Below are 15,083 nucleotides of genomic sequence, written 5' to 3'. Positions count from 1 at the left end.
TGGCGCGGCCCGTCGGCACGCGCTCGGCGATGGCAGGTGCGCGCCGGGGCTTGCACAACCCGGCACACGAACTTGTCAGAATCGTGCCAGGGCTCTGTCCGAAGTCCAAAACAAAGCGATCGTTCGCTATTCTTCCCGGGACGGCATCGCACGGCACCTCACGATCCCGGGGAGCTCACATGGACGCGCAACACCTGCCGCCGGCCGGCGAAGCAACGGTCTCCCGGTTCGCCGAGCAGGTCTTCGCCCACCTGCCCCGGATAGACCAACGCCGCTGGGCCCACGCCTATCTGCGCGGCCTGCTCACCGCACCGGGCCGCAAGTCACTGTCGAACATGGCCACCAGCCTCACCACGAGCCGGACGGCCGCGCTCTCGCTGCAGCAGTTCATCAACGGCAGCCCCTGGGACTGGCGCCCGGCCCGCCGCGCCCTGGCCCGGCTCACCACCACCGGCGCCCGGCCGGTCCGTGCCTGGACCGCCACCCTGGCGGTGATCCCCAAACGGGGTGACCAGGCGGTGGGCGTCCACCGCCGCTTCGTCCCGGAGTTCGGCCGCACCATCAAGTGCCAGGCGGCGGCCGGGATGTTCATCGCCACCGACCGGCACGCCGTACCGGTGGACTGGTCGCTGCTGCTCGACACCGACTGGACGGAGGACCAGGGCCGTCGCGCCCGCGCCCGGATCCCGGACTCCGTCACCCCGCGCCCGGCGGACCGGACGGTGCTCGACATGGTCGACCGGCTGGCCGCCCACCTCCCCGTCGCCCCGCTGGTCGCGGACCTCACGGTGGTCGAGGAGCTGCCGCCGCTGATGTCCGCGCTCGCCCGCCGGGGCGTCCCGTACCTGCTGGAGGCCCGGCCCCACCAGGCCGTCCGCCCCGTCCTCCAGGCGACCACCGGCCGGTTCGGCCGGATCCAGCAGGACGCGGTGGCGGTCGAGACGCTGTTCCCGCGCCAGCGGCCGCGCACGCCCGGCGGCCCGCAGCCGACGCTGCGCTGCGTCCCGGTCCTGACACCCGGCGCCCAGGGTGCGCCCGTCCACCGGCTCTGGGTGCAGGACGCCCGCGACGGCAGGCCCCGGCGGTACTGGCTGACCAACCTCACCGACGACGCTCCCGCCGTCCTCGCCCTGCTCGGTACCGCGACGACCACCCGGGACGCCGTGGACCGGCTCGGCGCCGACTTCGGCCTGCTGGACTTCTCCGGCCGTTCCTATCTCGGCTGGCACCACCACATGACGATGGTCTCGGCCGCGTACGCGCTCGGCCACGACCGGCCGGACCTCACCGGGATGCCGTCGCGGGAGGTCTTCCGCACCTCCGCCTGACCGGCATCTGCCCGGCCCCGCACAGCAGCGCGGGGCCGGGCGGGGGCCGCCGCGGCCGGGGCGCCCTACGCCGCCAGCGCCGAGGCCTCCGCCTCCCGCGCCGCCGCGACCATGCCCGCCAGTGCGGCCCGGCTCGCCCCGAGGACCAGCATCTGCCGGTCCAGCACCGCCAACCGGCGTTCGAGCACCTCCAGCACGCACGAGTCCACGGTGTCCTCGCCGCTCACACAGGGCAGCACATCGCGGATGGCGCTGGTCGAGAGCCCCGCCCCCAGCAGCGCCCGGATCCGGCGGACCACCACCGCCGCCTCGGCGCCGTACCGGCGGTGACCGCCCTCGCGCCGACGGCTCTCCAGCAGCCCCTGCTCCTCGTAGTACCGCAGCAGGCGCACGCTGACCCCGGTCTGCGCCGACAGCTCACCGATCCGCATGTGACCCTCCGAACGCGCGCCGACGCCTCGCACACCGGAGGCGATTGTAACGCGGCGGGCCCCGGCCGACCGGCGGATCGCAGCCGGACGAAGCGGCCGGATCCCTTCCGTGGCCGCCGATCTGACACCGCGTCGGCACCTGCCGCCGGCGGGCGGTGCTGCTGTCAGAAGAGGCCCGGGAGGTCGGTGCGGGCGGTGATCCCGAGCTTGGGGTAGGCCTTGTAGAGGTGGTGGCCGACCGTGCGCGGGCTGAGGAAGAGCTGGGCCGCGATGTCGCGGTTGGTGAGCCCCCGCGCGGCCAGCCGGGCGATCTGCAGCTCCTGCGGGGTGAGGGCCGCCAGCGGCCCCTCGGGTGCGTCGGCGCGGGCCGGGGCGCCGGCTCCGGTGGCGGTGAGCTCGGTACGCGCGCGATCCGCCCAGGGGTGGGCGGCGAGCAGCTCGAACGTCTCCAGGGCCGCGCGCAGATACGGGCGGGCCTCCGTGCGGCGGCGTTCACGGCGCAGCCACTCGCCGTGGAGGAGCGCGGTGCGGGCCTGCTCGAAGGGACGGTGGGTGCCGTCGTGGAGGTCCAGGGCCGCGCGGTAGGCGGATTCGGCGAGTTCGTCCGGCCCGAGCAGTGCCTGACAGCGCAGCCGCAGCGCCTCGGCCCAGGGCACGGCGGCGGCGCCGGCCCAGCGGGCGAAGCGCTCGTACGGGCCGGCGGCGCGTCCGGGATCGCCGAGCCGCGCGACGGCCTCGACCAGGTCGGGGACGGCGCGGGTGGCGGCGACGTGGTGCCGGTAGGGGCCGGTGGTGAGCGCCTGGAGGCGCTCGGCGGCGTCGGCGGCGCGGCCCCGGCCGAGGTCGAGCAGGGCGAGCGCCCATTGCGCCCAGGGCTCGCCGGGCGCGGCCGCGGCGGTGCCCGTCCCGGTACCCGTGCCGGGGCCGCCGCCGGTGAGCGCCGTCGCCGTCCGCGCGGTCGCGGTGAACTCGGCGCACTCCTGCTCCGCGCCGCGCAGTGCGGCCAGGAACCCGAGCAGGGCGCTGAGTTGGCTGACCCACTGGTGCTGCCCGGTGTCCCGGGCCAGCGCCAGCGCCTCGGTGGCGGTGACCTCGGCGTCGCGGTGCCGGCCGTGGAAGAGTTCCGCCTCGGCGAGGAAGAACTGCAGGGTCGGCAGGACCCCGACGGTCCCCTTGGACCGGGCCTCGGCGACGAGTTCGGCGGCGAGTTCGACCGTTTCGGCGTCCCGGCCGAGCACCAGCGTCACCCCGCACAGCTGGACCAGGTCGCTCGGCGTCTCGGCGCCCGCCCGGCGGGCCGCCGCCGCGGTGTCGCGGGCGGCGGGCAGCGGCGCGGCGGGGCCGCCCAGCGCGGGCAGGACGGCGGCCGACAGGTGGCGGGCGAGCGGGGTGAGCGGCTCCCCCTCGGCCAGCGGGAGCGCGGCGAGCCGGTCGAGGACGGTGATCACCGGCTCCTCGCCGGCGTACCAGGCCGCATGGAAGGCCTGGAGCAGCATCCGGGCGGCGTGCGGCGGCTCGATGTCGGTGGCGGCCGCGTCCAGCAGCAGCCGGTAGGCCGCCGGGTAGGAGCCGCGCCAGAAGTGCGCGGTGGCCCGGACCTGGTCGAGCAGGGCATGTGCGAAGACGCTGTCCGTCCGCGCCCCGGCCCGCTCGGCGAGCGCCTCGGCCTGCGCCAACTTGCCCTCCTCGGTGGCCGCTTCGGCCGCCAGCACCAGACGCCGGGTGGCGCCGTCACGGTCGGGGGTGAGCCGGGCGGCGCGCTCGTACGCGGTGGCGGCGCCGCCGTGCGCGCCCCGGGTCTCGGCGCGGACGGCGGCGCGCTCCAGGGCGTCGGCGAGGTCGGCGTCGGGCGCGGTGGCGGCGAGGGCCAGGTGCCAGGTCCGGCGGTCGCCTTCCTCCAGCGCCCCGCCGATCGCCCGGTGGGCCGTCAGACGGTGCTGCAGTGGCGCGCGGTGCAGGATCGCGGCGCGCAGCAATGGGTGCCGGAACGCGAGCCGGCGGTCACCGGTCAGGGTGACCAGGCCCGCCTCCTCGGCGGGGGCGAGGTGCTCGGCGGTCGCCCCGAACGCGGCGGCCGCCGCCAGCACGACGTCGAGGTCGCCGTTCTCCTCGGCGGCGGCGACCAGCAGCAGGTTCTGGGTGGCCGGGGGCAACCCGGTGACCTGGCCGTGGAAGGCGATCTGCAGGCGGCTGGTGAGCGGCAGCACGCCGGGGGCGGCGGCCGGCTCCCCGGCGGCCGACCCGTCGACCGAGAGGGGCAGTTCGGTGAGCGCCAACGGATTGCCGGCGGACTCGGCGAGCAGCCGGCGGCGGACCTCACCGGTCAGGGCGGCCGGGGCCCGGGCGTCGAGCAGCCGGGCGGCGGCGGGCTCGGCGAGCCCGGCCAACCGGATTTCGGGCAGCCGGAGTTCGAGCAGACCGGTCGACGGCAGATCGCCCCCGGCGCCGCCGCCCGCCTCCCGGGTGGCGAGCAGCAGGGCGACGCCCTCCGCCTGGAGCCGCCGGGCGGCCAGCAGCAACGCGTCCAGCGAGGCCCGGTCCAGCCACTGCACATCGTCCACGACGCACAACAGGGGCTGATCGGCGGCGAGTTCGGCGAGCAGGCCGAGGGTGGCGAGCCCCGCGAGCAGCCGGTCGCCACTGGCCCCGGCGGTCGGGGTGGCCTCCGTCAGCCCGAACGCGCCCTCCAGGGCCCGCCGTTGCGGACCGGGCAGCGCGGCGAGCCGGTCCAGGCCGGGCGCGAGCAGCAGGCTGAGCCCGGCGAACGGGAGTTCGGCCTCGTACTCGACGCCGGTCGCCCGGATCACCCGGAACGCGCCGCCGGCCGCCGCCACCGCGTACTCCAGCAGCGCGGTCTTGCCGATCCCGGGCTCGCCGCGCAGCACCAACACCCCGCTGCGGCCGCCCTTCGCGCCGTCGAGCAGCGCGTCGACGACGGCCAGCTCCTGTTCCCGTCCGTAGAGCTTCCCCATTCTCCGACCCTACTGGCGCGGGCTGCCCACGGGTTCCGCGGCGCTGCCCGATGCCCTACCTATCCGTGACAGATTCGCCGTCCGCGCACCCTCCGTACCTTCATGAGCAGCGGGAACGCCCCGCCGAACCACCCGGCAGGACAAGGGAGAAGACGATGACCGGTCTTCAGCAGCGCGACCCTCAGCAGCGCGACCTCGGGCAGGCCGACGCCGGGCAGCCCGACCTTCAGCGGCTCGCCGAGCGCTACCTCGCCGTCTGGAACGAGGCCGACCCGGCCGCCCGGCGCGCGCTGGTCGACGAGGTGTGGGCCGAGGACGGCCGCTACACCGACCCGCTGGCCGCCGTCACCGGCCGGGACGGCGTCGACGCGCTGATCGGCGCGGCCCAGGCGCAGTTCCCCGGCCTGGAGTTCACCCTCGGCCCGGTCGACGCGCACCACGACATCGCCCGGTTCACCTGGAACCTCGGACCGGGCGGCGGGGAGCCCCTGGTGGTCGGGTTCGACGTGCTGGTGGCCGGCCCGGACGGCCGGATCGCCTCGGTGTACGGCTTCCTGGACCGTGTCCCGGGCGCCTGAGCCGCCGCCCCGGGCGGCGGGGGGCGGGCCGACCTGCCCGCCCCGCCCCGCCCCGCCCCCTCCCCCGCTCCCGCCCCGCCCCGCCCCGCCGAGGAGAGCCCGAGATGAGCACCGCCCTGCACGCCCGCCCGGTCCCGGCGAAGGCCGCGGCGCCCTCCGCCCGGGGCCTGCTGCCGGTCGTCCTGACCGCCACCTTCATGACCGCCCTCGACGTCTTCGTGGTCAATGTCGCCGTCCCCTCCGTCCAGGCCGATCTGGGCGCCGGCCCGGCCGCCGTCCAGTGGGTGATCGCCGGCTTCGGCCTGGCGCTGGCCGCCGGGCTGATCACCGCCGGCCGGCTGGGCGACCGGTACGGACGGCGCCGGGTGTTCGCCCTCGGCCTGGCCCTGTTCACGCTCGCCTCGGCCGGCTGCGGCCTGGCCCCGACGGCCGCCGCCCTGGTCGGCGCGCGGATCGCGCAGGGTCTGGCGGCGGCACTGATGGGCCCGCAGGTGCTGGCCATCCTGCGGACGGCGTTCAGCGGCGCGGCGCAGGCCCGGGCGTTCGCGATGTACGGGTTGACGATGGGCGTGGGGGCGGTGTTCGGCCAGCTGATCGGCGGCGCGCTGATCCGCGCGGACCTCTTCGGCCTGGACTGGCGCAGCTGCTTCCTGCTCAACCTGCCGGTCGGCCTGGCCGCCCTGGCCCTGGTCCGCCGCTGCCTGCCGGAGTCCCGCGCCCCGCACCGCCCCGGTCTGGACCCGGTGGGCGTCCTGCTGGTCACCGTCGCGCTGACCGGCCTGGTGCTGCCGCTGATCCAGGGCCGTGAGGCGGGCTGGCCGCTCTGGACCTGGCTCTGCCTGGGTGGCGCGGTCGTCCTGCTCGCCGGCTTCGCCGTCCACCAGCACCGGCACACCGGTTCGCCACTGGTCGACACCGGGCTCTTCCGGAACAGGGCCTTCGCCGCCGGTCTGCTCGCCCAGCTCGTGTTCTGGCTCGGCCAGGCGTCGTTCTTCCTGGTGCTCGCCCTGCACCTGCAGCAGGGCCGGGGCCTGGACGCGCTCGGCGCCGGCCTGGTCTTCACCGCGATCGGTGCCGGCTACCTGCTCACCTCCACCGCGGCGCACCGCTTCGCCGCCCGGCTCGGCCGCCGGGTGATCGCGATCGGCGGGCTGCTGATGGCCGCCGGGCTGGGCCTGCTCGGCCTGGCCGTCCACGCCGGCGGGACGACCGGCAGCGTCTGGTGGCTGGCCCCCGGCCTGTTCGTGGACGGGCTCGGGATGGGCCTGGTGATCGCCCCGGTGACCACCCTCGTGCTGGCCTCGGTCGAGCCCCGGCTGGCCGGTTCGGCGGCGGGGCTGCTGGCCACCGTCCAGCAGGTGGCCGGGGCGCTCGGGATCGCGCTGATCGGCATCGTCCACTACGGCGCCGGCGACCCGGCCACCGCCTTCGGGCGCAGCGTGGGCGCGCTGGCGGTACTGGAGTTGCTGCTGGTGGGTCTGGTGCGGCTGTTGCCCCGCCGGACGGTCTGAGCGCGGGTACGGCGGGGGCGGGTGGGCCGGTCACGGTCCGCCCGCCCGTTCCGTTCTCTCCCCCCGATCGGGTTGGATGGGTGGATGAGCGAGGAGAAGAGCGCCGTTCCGGCGTGGGAGCAGCGGTTCAGGGCGGCCCGGGTTTCGCTTCCGGACTGGGCGGAGGACGCCCCCGACCGGGCGCTGTACGTGTCCAACGCCACCGGTACCTACGAGGTGTACGCCTGGGACCGGGCCGGCGACGCCCACCGGCAGGTCACCGACCGGCCGAACGGCACCACCGACGCCGAGCTGTCGCCCGACGGCGCGTGGATCTGGTGGTTCGACGACAACGACGGCGACGAGTTCGGGATCTGGCGCCGCCAGCCGTTCGCGGGCCGCCCGGACGGTCCCGGGGGCCCCGACGAGGAGGCCGTGCCCGGCCTGGCCGCCTCCTACTCGGCGGGCCTGGCCCTCGGCCGGGACGGCACGGTGGTGGTCGGCCGCTCCACCGACGAGCACGGCACCACCCTGCACCTGCGCCGCCCGGGCGCGGCGGAGGCGGAGGAGATCTACCGGCACGAGGAGTACGGCGGCGTCGGCGACCTCAGTTACGACAGCGCCCTGCTGGCCGTCGACCACACCGAGCACGGCGACGCGATGCACTCGGCGATCCGGATCGTCCGGCTCTCCGACGGCGCGACCGTCGCCGAGCTGGACGAGGTCACCGGCCGCGCCGAGCCGCGCGGGGTCGCCTGCCTCGGTTTCGCGCCGGTCGACGGTGACACCCGGCTGCTGGTCGCCCACCAGCGCACCGGCCGCTGGGAGCCGATGATCTGGGACGTGGCCACCGGGGCCGAGACCGCGCTGGCGCTGCGCGACGAGCAGGGCCGCGAGCTGCCCGGCGACGTCTCGGCCCAGTGGCGCCCCGGCGCCCGCGCCCTGCTGGTCGAGCACGAGTACGAGGCACGCAGCGAGCTGTTCTCGTACGCCCTCGACACCGGGGTGCTGAGCCGGCTGGAGACCCCGCGCGGCACCGTCGGCGGCGCGACCGCCCGCCCGGACGGCACGGTGGAGTTCCTCTGGTCCTCCGCCGCCGAGCCGTCCGCCGTCCGCTCCACCGCCGGCACGGTGGTCCTGCGGGCGCCGGGCGCGGTGCCGCCGGGTTCGGTGCCGGTCGAGGACATCTGGGTGGACGGCCCCGGCGGCCGGGTGCACGCGCTGGTCCAGCGCCCGGCCGGGGACGGCCCGTTCCCGACCGTCTTCGACATCCACGGCGGGCCGACCCACCACGACAGCGACTCCTTCGCCGCCGGGCCGGCCGCCTGGCTGGACCACGGCTTCGCGGTGGTGCGGGTCAACTACCGCGGCTCCACCGGCTACGGCCAGGCCTGGACGGACGCGCTGCGCGAGCGGGTCGGGCTGATCGAGCTGGAGGACATCGCCGCCGTCCGCGCCTGGGCGGTGGAGAGCGGGCTCGCCGACCCGGAGCGGCTGGTGCTCACCGGCGGCTCCTGGGGCGGCTACCTCACCCTGCTGGGCCTCGGCGTGCAGCCGGAGTCCTGGACCCTCGGCGTCGCCGCCGTCCCGGTCGCCGACTACCTGACGGCGTACGACGACGAGATGGAGGCGCTGAAGTCGCTGGACCGCACGCTGTTCGGCGGCACGCCCGCGGAGGTGCCGGAACGCTGGACCGCCTCCTCCCCGCTGACCTACGTCGAGCAGGTGCGGGTGCCGGTCTACATCAGCGCCGGGGTGAACGACCCGCGCTGCCCGATCCGGCAGATCGAGAACTACGTGGAGCGGCTGGCGGCGCTGGGCACGCCGCACGAGGTCTACCGCTACGACGCCGGGCACGGCTCGCTGGTGGTGGAGGAGCGGATCAAGCAGCTGCGGCTGGAGATCGACTTCGTCCGGCGGCACCTGGGCGACGGGCGGGCCGGGACGGCGCGGGCGGACCAGGGCGACGGGGGGACCGGGTGAGACGGCTGCTGACCCTCCTGGGGGTGGGGGTGGCCGGAGCACTCGTGCTCACCGGCTGCTCGGGTCAGGACAGCGGCGACGCGGCCTGCCCGCCGCCGCTGTCGCCGTCCACGCAGCCGACGGCGCCGGCGACGACGGGCACCGCGAGCCCGTCGTCGCCGGCGGGCACCGGCACCGGCTCCGGCACCGCGACGGGGAACCCGGCCGTCCGGGCGGTCTTCCGCGCCGCCAGCACGGCGGGGGCCCCGGGGATCGCGGGGCTCGCGGGGCTCGCGAATCTCGCGGAGGCCGGTGACGGGACGATCGTGCTCGCCGGGTCCAAGTCGTCCGGTTCCAAGGGGTCGAAGGGCTCCAAGGGCGGGCGCGGCACCCGCCACCACACCGACACCTACGACTCGGACGACGACAACGGGAACGGGAACGGGAACGGCAGCAGCCGGTGCACCAACCCGCCACCGACGGTCTCCCCGTCGTCCTCGTCGTCCGGTACGCCCCACCCGACGCCGACAGCCGTCGCGCCGTCGACCCCGGTGGTGCCGACGGCACCCGTGCTGCCGTCCAAGCCGGGCGTCCCGCCGGTGAAGCCGACCCGCTGACCCCCCGCGGGCTGCCGGGCAACTACTCCAGGACCGGGTCCAGCCCGAGGGCCCGGTCCTGCTCGGCCTCCGCCTCGCGGCGCACCAGGCGGAACCACATGAAGACGACGAAGCCGCCGAAGACGAACCATTCCAGGGTGTACCCGAGGTTCTGGAACGCGCGCAGGGTGAGGCCGTTGCCGCCCTGCGGCTGCACGGTCGGCACCTGGGTCAGCCCGGCCGGCACGGTGTCCGCGGACACCCAGCCGTCGTACCAGCCGTCGTAGGACAGCTTGTTGACGAGCGAGGCCGTGTTGATCGTGCCGAGCTGTCCGGCCGGGAGCCCGCCGGCCACGGCGCCGCCGCTGCCGCTGCTCTCGCCGGCCTGCAACCGCCCCGCCACCGTGACCTCGCCGGCCGGCGGCAGCGCCCCGGCGGACGCGCCCTCGGCGGGCGTGCCCGGTGCCCAGCCGCGGACGACGGCGACGGTACGGCCGTCGTCGGTGCGCAGCGGGGTGAGCACGTAGTAGCCCTGCTTGCCGTCCAACACCCGGTTGGGGACGAGCAGCTGGTGCTGTTGGTCGAAGGTCCCGGAGACCGTCACGGCCCGGCCGACGGTGTCGGTGGTGACCTGCGGACGGTCGGGGCCGAGCAGTTCGCCGAGCGGCGCGACCACTCCGGCGTCGTCCATCGACTTGCTGATCTCCTGGTGCGAGGAGACCTTGTCCTCGAACCGGCCGAGCTGCCAGGTGCCGAGCCAGACGCACACCGCCACGGCCGCGACGGCCAGCGCGGTGCCGCTCAGCCAGCGCGGAGTGAGGAGGAACCGGTACACACCCCCCACGGTAACCACTCCTCACACCTCTCCCGACCACAGGGGCCCCCGCCACGCCTCCTCGGGCCGGGTGCCGGGCCGCCCGCGCCGACGGCCCGGGAGCCGCCGGCCGCAGGGCGCGCCGACCGGGCGGGCTCCCCGCCGCGGCGGGTTCAGTCCGCCGACGGGGAGCCAGACGGCACCGGGGTCGCGGGAGCGGACGGCCCCGCGACGGGCCGCGGAGCCGTGCGGTAGACGGTGCCGGAGCAGGCACCCGGCAGGACGGCGGAGGCCGCGGCCGGGCTGCCCGGCGCCGGAGTGTGCGCGAGGGTGACGGTGGCCGGCGGCGCGCTGGGGCCGGCGGTCGGCGTGGCCGAGGGGCTCGGCACCGAGGTCGGGTCCGTCGTCGGCGTGGCGGACGCCGGGGGCGCCGCGGTCGGCGCCGCCGAGGCAGCACCCACCGGGCTGACGGCTCCCGGCGCGGCGCCCGAGGCCACCCCGACCGGCCCGTCGGACTGCCCCGCCAGGGCGGTGCCCGAACCGACGGCGCCCGACCCGCTCCGGTCGGGCGTCGCGCTGGGCGGGGCGCCGCTCGGGGCCCGGCAGCCGGCGTCCGGCACCCAGCCGAAGTCCACCCGGTACGCGGCCTGCGGCGCGAGCAGCAGGCCGGGGCCGTCCGCGTCGGCCGGGCGCGGGGCGGGCAGTTCGGTCGCCGGATCACCCGCCGTGTGGTCGGTCACCCGGATCCGGGCGGCGTCCGTCCCGGTGGCCCCGGTGACGGCCACGGAACCCGGCCCGCCGAGCCGGCAGGTGCGCGCCGAGGTGTTGACGACCGTGAAGTACCCGTAGATCCGCCCGTCGCCGTCGGCCGCGCCGACCTTGGCCGCCCCGTGTCCGAGGTCGCCCCGGAGGCAGAGCGGCACGGGTGCGCCGGAGCCGCCGCCGGTGCTGGACGCGGTGGCCGGGGCGGGCACCCCCCCGCCCGTGGTGGCGCTGCCGGCCTCCGGGCGGGGCGGGGCGCTCACCGACCCGGACGGGCTGCCGGTGCCGGTGGTCCCGCTCGCGCCGGGGTGCGGCGGCCAGTTCGGGTCCACGGCCGCGCTGCCGGACGGGCTGCCCATCGCGGTGGCCGAGGGCGACCCGCCCTGCGCGCCGGGCGTGCCGGGGCCGCCGGAGAGTCCGAGGTGGTCGTCGTCGTGCAGGGCCGGCAGGGCGATCGCCACCGCGACGGCCAGGGCGGCGGCACCCGTCCAGGCGCCGCGCCGGGCGGCCCGCCGCCGGGGCACCGCGCGGCGGATCCGGTGCAGTCCGGTGGGGTCGGGCTGCACCTCGGCCACGGCGCGCCGCAGCAGGACCCGGACCAGCTGTTCGTCGATGTCCGGCCCGGCGGTGTCCGGCCCGGCGGCGCCGGCACCGTCGGCGTTCGGCCCGTCGGCCTCGGGGCCGTCCGCGTTCGGCCCGCCGCCACGTGCCCGGTCGTCAGCCATGCCCGGCCTCCATCTGGACCCGCAGCGCCGCGATCCCCCGCGAGCCGTACGCCTTCACCGAACCGAGCGAGATCCCCAGTGTCTCCGCGACCTGCGCCTCCGTCATGTCCACGAAGTAACGGAGCACCAGAACCTCCCGCTGACGGCGTTGCAGACCCCGCAGCGCGGCCTTCAACTGGTCGCGCTCCAGCGCATCGTAGGCTCCTTCTTCTGCACTGGCCATGTCAGGCATCGGCTTCGGCAGCAGCCGCAGGCCCAGGATCCGCCGCCGCAGCGTGGAGCGGGACAGGTTGACCACGGTCTGCCGCAGATAGGCCAGGGTCTTCTCCGGCTCGCGCACCCGGCGGCGGGCCGAGTGCACCCGGATGAACGCCTCCTGGACCACGTCCTCACAGGTCGAGAGGTCGTCGAGGAGCAGCGCCGCCAACCGCAACAGGGAGCGGTAGTGGGCCTGGTAGGTCTCGGTGAGCAGATCCTCGCTGGTACCGGCGCCGGAGTCCGCCGCGCCGGGTGCGACCGCCGTCATCTGGCTGTCTTCCGGCCTATCCGCAGGCCGCTGGGCGCGCGGCGAGAACGTCACCGCGGCCGGTGCCGAGATGCCTGCCCCTACCCCCACCATCACGTTCGCCACGCCCGTTGGACACTCGATCCCCTGTCATGGTTGCCCCAGCCCGCGGAACATTCTCCCGTACGGGTGGTGGACCGCTCCAGGGGATTCGAGCGGATTGGGCAAGTGGGCCCCGAAGGAGCGCAGAAGACGCACGGAATCTCACGACGTCTCACCGTTCGTACCGTTCTCACGGTCCACGCGGCACACCCGCGGCCACCGCGGGCGGGTCCGGAGCCCCCGGGCCCGCCACGCCCCTCGCCGGCCCGCGCCCCTCGCCGGCCCACGGTGCGTCAGACGGGCAGCTCGCCCGCCACCAGCTCGGCGATCTGCACGGCGTTGAGCGCCGCGCCCTTGCGCAGGTTGTCGCCGCAGAGGAACAGGTCCAGCGCCGTCGGCTCGTCCAGCGCCCGGCGCACCCGCCCGACCCAGACCGGGTCGGTACCGACCACGTCGTTCGGGGTGGGGAACTCCCCGGCCGCCGGATCGTCGTAGAGCACCACACCGGGGGCGTCCCGGAGGATCTGCTGGGCGTGCTCCTGGGTGACCTCACGCTCGAAGACGGCGTGCACGGCCAGCGCGTGGGTGCGCACCACCGGGATGCGGACGCAGGTCGCGGAGACCCGCAGGGCCGGCAGACCGAGGATCTTGCGCGACTCGTCACGGAGCTTGAGCTCCTCGGACGACCAGCCGCCGTCCATCAGCGCGCCCGCCCACGGCACCGCGTTGAGCGCCAGCGGGGCGGCGAACGGGCCGTTGTCGGCGATCACCGCGCGCAGGTCGCCGGTCTGCTCGCCGACCTCGGTCCCGGCCACCAGCGCGACCTGCGAGCGCAGCGTGTCCACACCGGCGCGGCCCTCGCCGGAGGCCGCCTGGTAGGAGGCGACCACCAGTTCGCTGAGCCCGTACTCGGCGTGCAGCGCGCCGATCGCGGCGATCATCGCCAGCGTGGAGCAGTTGGGTCCGGCCACGATGCCGCGCGGACGCATCCGGGCCGCCGCCGCGTTGACCTCGGGGACGACCAGCGGGACGTCCTCGGCCATCCGGAACGCACCGGAGTTGTCGACCACCACGACGCCCTTGGCCGCCGCGATCGGCGCCCACCGGGCGGAGACCTCGTCGGGCACGTCGAACAGCGCGACGTCGATCCCGTCGAAGGCCTCCTCCGCGAGCGGCCGCACCTCGACGGACTCCCCGCGCACGGTCAGCTTGCGGCCGGCCGAGCGCGGGGAGGCGACGAGGCGCACCTCGCCCCAGATGTCCTGACGGAGGGAGAGCAGGCCGAGCAGCACCTCGCCGACCGCGCCGGTGGCGCCGACGACGGCGAGGTTCGGCCGCCGGGTCATCGCCCGGTGCCTCCGTAGACGACCGCCTCGTCCGACTCGCTGTCCAGCCCGAAGGCCCGGTGGACGGCGCGCACGGCCTCGTTGACGTCGTCGGCCCGGGTGACGACCGAGATCCGGATCTCCGAGGTGGAGATCAGCTCGATGTTGACGCCGGCCTCGGAGAGCGCCTCGAAGAAGGTCGCGGTGACCCCCGGGTTGGAACGCATGCCCGCGCCCACCAGGGAGATCTTGCCGATCGCGTCGTCGTAGCGCAGCGACTCGTAGCCGATGCCCTCCTTGACCCGGCCGAGCGCGTCGATGGCCTTCTGGCCCTCGGTCTTCGGCAGCGTGAAGGAGATGTCGGTCAGGCCCGTCGACGCGGCGGAGACGTTCTGCACCACCATGTCGATGTTGACCTCGGCGTCGGCGATGGCACGGAAGATCCGCGCCGCCTCGCCCGGCTTGTCCGGCACGCCGACGACCGTGACCTTGGCCTCGGACGTGTCGTGGGCGACTCCGGAGATGATGGCCTGCTCCATCTCGCCCCCTTCGGGCTGGTTCGGGTTGTCGTTGCTGACGATGGTCCCGGGAAGGCCCGAGAAGGACGAGCGTACGTGAATCGGGATGTTGTAGCGCCGCGCGTACTCCACACAGCGGTCGAGGAGCACCTTGGAGCCGGACGAGGCCAGCTCCAGCATGTCCTCGTACGCGATCCAGTCGATCTTGCGGGCCTTCTTCACCACGCGCGGGTCGGCGGTGAAGACGCCGTCCACGTCGGTGTAGATCTCGCAGACCTCGGCCTTGAGGGCCGCCGCGAGGGCGACGGCGGTGGTGTCCGAGCCGCCGCGGCCGAGCGTGGTGATGTCCTTGCTGGACTGCGAGACACCCTGGAAGCCGGCCACGATCGCGATGTTGCCCTCGTCCAGGGCGGTACGGATGCGGCCCGGCGTCACGTCGATGATGCGCGCCTTGTTGTGGACGGAGTCGGTGATGACACCGGCCTGGCTGCCCGTGAAGGACTGGGCCTCGTGACCCAGGGATTTGATCGCCATGGCCAGCAGCGCCATGGAGATGCGCTCTCCAGCGGTCAGCAGCATGTCGAACTCACGGCCGGCAGGGATGGGTGACACCTGCTCCGCGAGTTCGATGAGCTCGTCCGTCGTGTCGCCCATCGCGGACACCACGACGACGACCTCATGGCCGGCCTTCTTGGTGTCGACGATTCGACGGGCCACGCGCTTGATGCCCTCGGCATCCGCAACGGATGAGCCGCCGTACTTCTGCACGACAAGGCCCACGTGCGCTCCTCGACTTGTGTCGTTTCCGGGGGCTCTGGGCCCCCGCACCCCCGGGTGGCGGGGGTTGTGCGGTCCGCGCCAGTCTACCGAGCGGGGGTGCCGCGACCGGTGCTTTCCATATGATGAGACGCCTGTTTCAGCAGGTGGGCGCCGGTCCACGGCCCGCGACCGGCAGGTCTGCGGGGTATCCGGCGC

At 75.6% G+C, this 15,083-nt stretch carries 12 protein-coding genes; 5 read left to right on the top strand and 7 right to left on the bottom strand.

What is annotated here, in order from left to right:
* Nucleotides 1-179: 179 nt before the first annotated feature.
* Entirely contained in the window at nucleotides 180-1,328 is a 1,149-nt protein-coding gene (locus ACIQTO_RS01755) for an IS701 family transposase (protein WP_402381473.1), read from the top strand.
* Nucleotides 1,329-1,393: 65 nt separating this feature from the next.
* Here the strand turns inward: ACIQTO_RS01755 and ACIQTO_RS01750 are convergent, their stop codons facing one another.
* Both ACIQTO_RS01750 and ACIQTO_RS01745 read right to left on the bottom strand, forming a co-directional pair.
* Complete coding sequence (locus tag ACIQTO_RS01750; protein ID WP_402381471.1) at nucleotides 1,394-1,759, bottom strand: MerR family transcriptional regulator; 366 nt, start codon at nucleotides 1,757-1,759, stop codon at nucleotides 1,394-1,396.
* Nucleotides 1,760-1,923: 164 nt separating this feature from the next.
* Nucleotides 1,924-4,731 (bottom strand): helix-turn-helix transcriptional regulator, encoded by a 2,808-nt coding sequence (locus tag ACIQTO_RS01745; RefSeq protein WP_402381469.1) that lies wholly within the window; start codon nucleotides 4,729-4,731, stop codon nucleotides 1,924-1,926.
* A gap of 155 nt (nucleotides 4,732-4,886) precedes the next feature.
* Here ACIQTO_RS01745 and ACIQTO_RS01740 point away from each other — a divergent pair, with 155 nt between their 5' ends.
* The 4 genes from ACIQTO_RS01740 to ACIQTO_RS01725 all read left to right on the top strand — a co-directional run bounded on the left by ACIQTO_RS01740 (nucleotide 4,887) and on the right by ACIQTO_RS01725 (nucleotide 9,378).
* A complete protein-coding gene (locus tag ACIQTO_RS01740) occupies nucleotides 4,887-5,309 on the top strand; it encodes a nuclear transport factor 2 family protein (RefSeq protein ID WP_402381466.1) in 423 nt (140 codons plus the stop codon).
* A gap of 104 nt (nucleotides 5,310-5,413) precedes the next feature.
* A complete protein-coding gene (locus tag ACIQTO_RS01735) occupies nucleotides 5,414-6,820 on the top strand; it encodes an MFS transporter (protein ID WP_402381464.1) in 1,407 nt (468 codons plus the stop codon).
* An 84-nt stretch (nucleotides 6,821-6,904) separates the two neighbouring features.
* Nucleotides 6,905-8,782, top strand: a complete 1,878-nt coding sequence (locus tag ACIQTO_RS01730) for a S9 family peptidase (RefSeq protein ID WP_402381462.1) — start codon at nucleotides 6,905-6,907, stop codon at nucleotides 8,780-8,782.
* Nucleotides 8,779-9,378: a hypothetical protein gene (locus ACIQTO_RS01725; RefSeq protein WP_402381459.1), complete on the top strand. Its 600-nt coding sequence runs from the start codon at nucleotides 8,779-8,781 to the stop codon at nucleotides 9,376-9,378. The genes ACIQTO_RS01730 and ACIQTO_RS01725 overlap by 4 nt, the downstream gene beginning before the upstream one ends.
* A 22-nt stretch (nucleotides 9,379-9,400) precedes the next feature.
* Here the strand turns inward: ACIQTO_RS01725 and ACIQTO_RS01720 are convergent, their stop codons facing one another.
* The 5 genes from ACIQTO_RS01720 to ACIQTO_RS01700 all read right to left on the bottom strand — a co-directional run bounded on the left by ACIQTO_RS01720 (nucleotide 9,401) and on the right by ACIQTO_RS01700 (nucleotide 14,888).
* Nucleotides 9,401-10,192, bottom strand: coding sequence for an SURF1 family protein (locus tag ACIQTO_RS01720; protein ID WP_402381456.1), 792 nt, complete (start codon nucleotides 10,190-10,192; stop codon nucleotides 9,401-9,403).
* 152 nt (nucleotides 10,193-10,344) lie between these two features.
* Nucleotides 10,345-11,658, bottom strand: a complete 1,314-nt coding sequence (locus ACIQTO_RS01715) for a hypothetical protein (protein WP_402381453.1) — start codon at nucleotides 11,656-11,658, stop codon at nucleotides 10,345-10,347.
* Nucleotides 11,651-12,184: a SigE family RNA polymerase sigma factor gene (locus ACIQTO_RS01710; protein ID WP_380578149.1), complete on the bottom strand. Its 534-nt coding sequence runs from the start codon at nucleotides 12,182-12,184 to the stop codon at nucleotides 11,651-11,653. The genes ACIQTO_RS01715 and ACIQTO_RS01710 overlap by 8 nt, the downstream gene beginning before the upstream one ends.
* Before the next feature lie 374 nt (nucleotides 12,185-12,558).
* Nucleotides 12,559-13,611: an aspartate-semialdehyde dehydrogenase gene (locus tag ACIQTO_RS01705; RefSeq protein ID WP_402381449.1), complete on the bottom strand. Its 1,053-nt coding sequence runs from the start codon at nucleotides 13,609-13,611 to the stop codon at nucleotides 12,559-12,561.
* Nucleotides 13,608-14,888 (bottom strand): aspartate kinase, encoded by a 1,281-nt coding sequence (locus tag ACIQTO_RS01700; RefSeq protein WP_380578151.1) that lies wholly within the window; start codon nucleotides 14,886-14,888, stop codon nucleotides 13,608-13,610. Before ACIQTO_RS01700 ends, ACIQTO_RS01705 begins: the two co-directional genes overlap by 4 nt.
* Between the last annotated feature and the right edge of the window lie 195 nt (nucleotides 14,889-15,083).

Origin of the sequence: Kitasatospora sp. NPDC091207, from assembly GCF_044768625.1 — a bacterium.
Lineage (GTDB): Bacteria > Actinomycetota > Actinomycetes > Streptomycetales > Streptomycetaceae > Kitasatospora.
Note: the sequence above shows the minus strand (reverse complement) of the source record. Positions and strands in the feature narration are given on the sequence as shown.

Bases quoted from the DNA above. Each gene is read 5' to 3' on its own strand.
- ACIQTO_RS01755 (WP_402381473.1), top strand. From the start codon at position 180: ATGGACGCGCAACACCTGCCGCCGGCCGGCGAAGCAACGGTCTCCCGG.
- ACIQTO_RS01750 (WP_402381471.1), bottom strand. From the start codon at position 1,759: ATGCGGATCGGTGAGCTGTCGGCGCAGACCGGGGTCAGCGTGCGCCTG.
- ACIQTO_RS01745 (WP_402381469.1), bottom strand. From the start codon at position 4,731: ATGGGGAAGCTCTACGGACGGGAACAGGAGCTGGCCGTCGTCGACGCG.
- ACIQTO_RS01740 (WP_402381466.1), top strand. From the start codon at position 4,887: ATGACCGGTCTTCAGCAGCGCGACCCTCAGCAGCGCGACCTCGGGCAG.
- ACIQTO_RS01735 (WP_402381464.1), top strand. From the start codon at position 5,414: ATGAGCACCGCCCTGCACGCCCGCCCGGTCCCGGCGAAGGCCGCGGCG.
- ACIQTO_RS01730 (WP_402381462.1), top strand. From the start codon at position 6,905: ATGAGCGAGGAGAAGAGCGCCGTTCCGGCGTGGGAGCAGCGGTTCAGG.
- ACIQTO_RS01715 (WP_402381453.1), bottom strand. From the start codon at position 11,658: ATGGCTGACGACCGGGCACGTGGCGGCGGGCCGAACGCGGACGGCCCC.
- ACIQTO_RS01710 (WP_380578149.1), bottom strand. From the start codon at position 12,184: ATGACGGCGGTCGCACCCGGCGCGGCGGACTCCGGCGCCGGTACCAGC.
- ACIQTO_RS01705 (WP_402381449.1), bottom strand. From the start codon at position 13,611: ATGACCCGGCGGCCGAACCTCGCCGTCGTCGGCGCCACCGGCGCGGTC.